Annotated in this window: 5 protein-coding genes and 1 pseudogene; 5 read left to right on the forward strand and 1 reads right to left on the reverse strand. The window is 73.6% G+C overall.

What is annotated here, in order from left to right; genetic code table 11:
- The 4 genes and pseudogenes from N869_RS17440 to N869_RS12490 all read left to right on the forward strand — a co-directional run.
- Nucleotides 1-563, forward strand: a pseudogene (locus N869_RS17440) (hypothetical protein); the annotation flags it as partial.
- Between the two features lie 148 nt (nt 564-711).
- Nucleotides 712-1,383: a LuxR C-terminal-related transcriptional regulator gene (locus N869_RS12480; RefSeq protein WP_035062192.1), complete on the forward strand. Its 672-nt coding sequence runs from the start codon at nt 712-714 to the stop codon at nt 1,381-1,383.
- Nucleotides 1,384-1,504: 121 nt separating this feature from the next.
- Nucleotides 1,505-2,986 (forward strand): IMP dehydrogenase, encoded by a 1,482-nt coding sequence (gene guaB, locus N869_RS12485; RefSeq protein ID WP_052105515.1) that lies wholly within the window; start codon nt 1,505-1,507, stop codon nt 2,984-2,986.
- Nucleotides 2,983-3,792: an inositol monophosphatase family protein gene (locus tag N869_RS12490; protein ID WP_035062194.1), complete on the forward strand. Its 810-nt coding sequence runs from the start codon at nt 2,983-2,985 to the stop codon at nt 3,790-3,792. The genes guaB and N869_RS12490 overlap by 4 nt, the downstream gene beginning before the upstream one ends.
- Nucleotides 3,793-3,796: 4 nt before the next feature.
- On the opposite strand, the gene N869_RS12495 is transcribed toward N869_RS12490, so the two are convergent.
- On the reverse strand, nt 3,797-4,516 hold the full coding sequence (locus N869_RS12495; protein ID WP_035062195.1) for an exonuclease domain-containing protein: 720 nt from the start codon (nt 4,514-4,516) through the stop codon (nt 3,797-3,799).
- A gap of 161 nt (nt 4,517-4,677) precedes the next feature.
- On the opposite strand from N869_RS12495, the gene N869_RS12500 reads away from it, so the two are divergent.
- Nucleotides 4,678-5,545, forward strand: an 868-nt coding sequence (locus N869_RS12500; protein ID WP_035062197.1) for a GuaB3 family IMP dehydrogenase-related protein, incomplete at its 3' end; no start/stop codon positions are given.

The raw sequence follows: 5,545 nt of genomic DNA on the forward strand, positions 1-5,545 counted from the left end.
CCGCGGTGCGCTGGATGCTGGCACGCGTCCACCCCGGGGACGTGCTCCGCTGGTGGTCCGACCTCGTCGAGCCTGCGTTGGTGGACCTGGGTGCCCGGGCCGCCGTGACCGGACCGGGGGAGACGCCGGCGCCGTCGCTGACGGCAGCGGCGTTCGCCGAGCTCCGCAGCCGCGCCGCCGTCAGCTCCTCGAGGCTGGACGACGCCCGCACGCCCGCCGTCCTGGCCCTGGGCACCGGGCGCGGTGACGGCCTGGTCCTGCACGTCCTGGCCGCCGCGCTGCAGGAGAACGGCGTCCTGGCGCGCCTCCTCAGCCCGGCCGACCCCGCGGCCGTGGGCCAGGCGGTGGAGGACGTGGCCCCTGCCGCCGTCGTCGCGCACCTGCCCGACCAGGACCCCGAGGGGCTGTCGGACACCGTCGACGCCGTCGTGCGGGTCGCACCTGACCTGCCGGTGTTCCTGCACCTGGAGGGAGCTGCCGCGGCTGACCTGCGCCACCCCTCCACCCATCGTGTGCGCACTCTCACCGGCGCTCTGCACGAGGTCCTGGCCGTCGTTCCCTGAGCCGTCATCCCCTGAGCCCTCGGGCCCGCGTCCCCGTCCGGACCGGTGGCCTTCACCCGGACGCATCCCTAACGTCGACCCCAGGTCGGGCCGATGACATCGGTGTCGCGCGCCCTGCGCGGCGTGCTGTCGCACGAAGGGGAGCAAGATGGCCGGCGTCGTCGTGTGCCACGGCTCGTCCACCGTCCGGGAGCGGATCGTGGCCGCCGCGCACGGGGTGCCCACGCTGTCGCCCGCCCGTGGCGCGGCGACCGCTGAGGAGCTCGTCGCCCTGGCGCGCAAGAGCCCCCCGGCGCTCGTCCTGCTCGACTGCCACCTGCCCGGCTCCGGCCCCATCGAGGCGCTGCGCCGGTTGCGCACCCTGAGCGCCCAGGCCGTCGTCATCATGCTCGCCGTGCCCGGCGACGAGATCACCCTCGACAGGGCGATCGCCCTGGGTGCCCGTGGCTACCTCGCTCCCGACCTGGACCGGGGAGAGCTGGCGGCCGTCGCCGCGCACACCCTGTCCGCCGGTCTCGTGCCGCGGCAGGCCGGGCCGACGCTCGGTGCCGGCGGTGCCGTGCAGCCACCTGCCACCGACCCCGATCGACCCCGCCGTGGCCCGACCGGTCCCCGGGCCAAGGGCCTGGAGCTGACCAAGCGTGAGCTCGAGGTCCTGACCGGCATGAGCAACGGCCGGTCCAACGCCCAGATCGGCGCCGACCTGTTCCTCTCCGAGGACACCGTCAAGACCCACGCGCGCCGCCTGTTCCGCAAGCTGGGTGCCGCCGACCGGGCCCAGGCCGTGGCCATCGGTCTGCGCACCGGCCTCATCCGCTGACCGCACCGGCCCAGGCGCCGTGGCGGGGCTGCCCGCCTGTGCCCGGTCCGGGGTTGCGTAGGATCACGACGTGACCGCGTTCGAGCCCAGCACCCCCTCCGCGCCCGCCGATCCCTTCGGGATGATCGGTCTGACCTACGACGACGTCCTGCTGCTCCCCGGCGAGACCGACGTCGTCCCCAGCGAGGTCGACACGACCTCGCGGCTGACCCGCGAGCTGAACGTGTCGATCCCCCTGGTCTCGGCGGCCATGGACACCGTCACCGAGGCCCGCATGGCGATCGCGATGGCCCGCGAGGGCGGGGTCGGGATCCTCCACCGCAACCTGTCCATCGAGGACCAGGCCCACCAGGTCGACCTGGTCAAGCGCTCCGAGTCCGGCATGGTGACCGACCCGGTGACGGTGGGCCCGTACGCGACCCTCGCTGAGCTGGACGACCTGTGCGGGCGGTACCGGGTCTCGGGCCTGCCGGTCGTCGACGACGGTGACCGTCTGCTCGGCATCATCACCAACCGCGACCTCAGGTTCGTCGCGCGCGCCGACTACGAGCGGCTCCGCGTCCACGAGGTCATGACCGCGCAGCCACTGGTGACCGGGCCGGTCGGGATCGACCGCTCGGCCGCGGCCGACCTGCTGGCCCAGCACAAGGTCGAGAAGCTCCCGATCGTCGACGGCGACGGCCGGCTCCGGGGTCTGATCACCGTCAAGGACTTCGTGAAGTCCGAGCAGTACCCCGACGCCACCAAGGACGGTGAGGGCCGACTGGTGGTCGGGGCCGCCGTCGGGTTCTTCGGGGACGCGTGGGAGCGGGTCACCGCCTTGGTCGAGGCCGGTGTGGACGCCCTGGTGGTCGACACCGCCAACGGGCACGCCCGGCTCATGCTGGACATGGTCCGCAGGATCAAGGGCGACCCCGGCACCGCTCACGTCCAGGTCATCGGCGGGAACATCGCGACCCGGGAGGGCGCCCAGGCGCTCGTGGACGCGGGCGTGGACGCCGTGAAGGTCGGGGTGGGGCCGGGATCGATCTGCACCACACGCGTCGTGGCCGGGGTGGGCGTGCCTCAGGTCACCGCCATCCACGAGGCCGCCAAGGCGTGCCGTCCGGCCGGGGTGCCGGTCATCGGCGACGGCGGCCTGCAGTACTCGGGCGACATCGCCAAGGCCCTCGTCGCCGGCGCCGACACGGTCATGCTCGGCGGGCTGCTCGCGGGGTGCGACGAGAGCCCGGGCGACCTGGTGTTCGTCAACGGCAAGCAGTTCAAGCGCTACCGCGGCATGGCCTCCCTCGGTGCCATGCAGTCACGCGGCGACCGCCGCTCCTACTCCAAGGACCGGTACTTCCAGGGCGACCTGTCCGACGACGAGATCATCACCGAGGGCATCGAGGGGCAGGTCCCCTACCGCGGGCCCCTCGGCCCGGTGGCGCACCAGCTCGTCGGCGGGCTCCATCAGTCGATGTTCTACGTGGGTGCCCGCTCGGTCCCCGAGCTGCAGGCACGGGGACGGTTCGTGCGGATCACCGCTGCGGGTCTCAAGGAGTCCCACCCCCACGACGTCCAGATGGTGGCCGAGGCCCCCAACTACTCGGCGCGCCGATGACCGACCTCGACGCGGTCACCGCCCTGGTGGAGGAGGTGGCCCGCACCGTCGTGGCCCCGCGGTTCCGGCACCTGGCGGAGTCGGACGTGAGCGAGAAGGCCCCGGGTGACCTGGTCACCGTCGTGGACCAGGAGGCCGAGGTCGCCCTCACCCGGGGGCTCACCGAGCTGACCCCCGGTGTCCCGGTGGTGGGGGAGGAGGCCGTGGCCGCCGACCCCCGCATCCTGGACGCCGTGACCGGAGCGCCCCGGGCGTGGGTCGTGGACCCCGTCGACGGGACCCGTGCCTTCGTCGAGGGGATCGGTGACTACGCCGTGATGGTCGGGCTCGTCGACGACGGCGAGGCCGTCGCCGGGTGGATCTGCCTGCCCGAGCACGGCACCACCTACGTGGCCGAGCGCGGGTCCGGCGCCTACCTCTCGGGCCGGCGCCTGACCCGGCCGGCTCCGGACTCCCGGCCACGGGCGCAGATCGCGACCCGGTACCTGCCGCGGCGGGTGCGCCGCCGCATCCTCGAGGGCATCGAGACGTCCACCGACCACCAGATCGCACCCGCGGAGTCGTTGTGGTCGGGGCGTGAGTACAGCCGCCTGGCCACCGGTGAGATCGACGCGATGGTCTCCTGGCGCACCTGGCCGTGGGACCACGTGCCCGGTGTGGTGCTGATGCGCGAGGTCGGGGGTGTGGCCCGTCGCCTGGACGGCAGCCCCTACCGCCCCGGCACGCCCGCCGACGGGCTGATCAACGCCGCCGACGAGGACACGTTCGACAAGGTGCGGACCACGCTGGGCCTCGCCCCGTCCTGACCCCTCACACCAGGGCCGGCACGGGTTCGCGGACGGGCCAGGTCGTCTCGGCCCCCGGCCCCGTCAGGCCCTGCTCGGCGCGCCAGGCGTTGAAGTTCTCGGCCCACGCCCGGTGGGCCTGCACCTGCCGGTCGTGCAGCCGGTCCAGGTCCAGGTCGGCGACCTCGGGGAACCTGCTGGAGATCGCGTCCAGCACGTCGAGGGTCGCGAGCACGTCCACGTCCGCGGTGTGCAGGCCGGGGCGGTCCTGGACGCCGTAGTGGCCGCACAGGTCCACGAGCTTGCGCTTGCCCCTGCGGTAGCGGTCCAGCGCCCGGTCCAGCACCAGCGGGTCCAGGACCACCCGCACCGGCCGCTGCAGCCGTTGCGGCAGGGTCGCCAACCCGTGCCGGCGCAGCTCGGCGTCCAGCAGCGACAGGTCGAACGAGGCGTTGAACGCCACCACCGGCTCGCCCCGGCCCAGGGCGTCGACCAGCTCGGTCGCGACCTCCTCCAGGACCTCGGCCGGGGGGCGGCCGTGGCGCCTGGCGTGCTCGGTGGTGATCCCGTGGATCGCGGCCGCGCCCTCCGGGATGTCCACGCCGGGGTCCACCAACCACGAGCGCACCGACGTCGAGGAGCCCTCACGCCGCACGACCGCGGCCGTCACCACCCTGTCGGTGGTCACGTCCACGCCCGTCGTCTCGGTGTCGAACCCCACCATCGGTCCTTCGCACCAGCCCACCGGTCCTCCTCGGTCCGCACCTGCCCTGCGCGTCCAGCGTCCCAGGAACCACTGACAACCACCGACAACCACCGACAACCACCGACACCGCCGAGCACCTACGCCCGTGCCACGCCGAGGACCCGGGCACCATCGCTCCATGACCCCGGTAGCCTGGGACCGTGAGCAACGAGATCGAGATCGGTCGGGGCAAGCGCGGCCGCCGGGCCTTTTCCTTCGACGACGTCGCGGTCGTCCCCTCCCGGCGGACCCGCGACCCGGAGGAGGTCTCCACCGGGTGGCAGATCGATGCGTACCACTTCGACCTGCCGATCGTCGCCGCTCCCATGGACTCGGTGATGTCACCCGCGACCGCCGTCGCGCTCGGCCGGCACGGCGGTCTGGGGGTCCTGGACCTCGAGGGCCTCTGGACCCGGTACGAGGACCCGGCCCCGCTGCTGGCGGAGATCGCGGGGCTGGACCCCGAGGGGGCCACGGCCCGCATGCAGCAGCTCTACGCCGAGCCGATCATCCCCGAGCTCATCACCGAGCGCCTGCACGAGGTGCGCCGCGCCGGTGTGACGGTCGCCGGCGCCCTCTCGCCCCAGCGCACCCAGCAGCTGTGGAAGCACGTCGTGGACGCCGGTGTCGACCTGTTCGTGATCCGCGGCACCACCGTCTCGGCCGAGCACGTGTCCGGGCAGGCGGAGCCGCTGAACCTCAAGCGGTTCATCTACGAGCTCGACGTCCCGGTGGTCGTCGGTGGTGCCTCGACCTACACCGCAGCCCTGCACCTGATGCGCACCGGCGCGGCCGGTGTCCTGGTCGGCTTCGGTGGGGGAGCGGCGCACACCACGCGCGTCTCCCTGGGCATCCACGCCCCCATGGCCACCGCCGTCGCCGACGTCGCCGCCGCACGCCGTGACTACCTCGACGAGTCCGGTGGCCGCTACGTGCACGTCATCGCCGACGGGGGCGTGGGCCGGTCCGGCGACCTCGTCAAGGCGGTGGCGTGCGGCGCGGACGCGGTGATGCTGGGCGCGGCGCTCG

Source organism: Cellulomonas bogoriensis 69B4 = DSM 16987 (genome assembly GCF_000767165.1).
In the GTDB taxonomy this organism is placed as follows: domain Bacteria; phylum Actinomycetota; class Actinomycetes; order Actinomycetales; family Cellulomonadaceae; genus Actinotalea; species Actinotalea bogoriensis.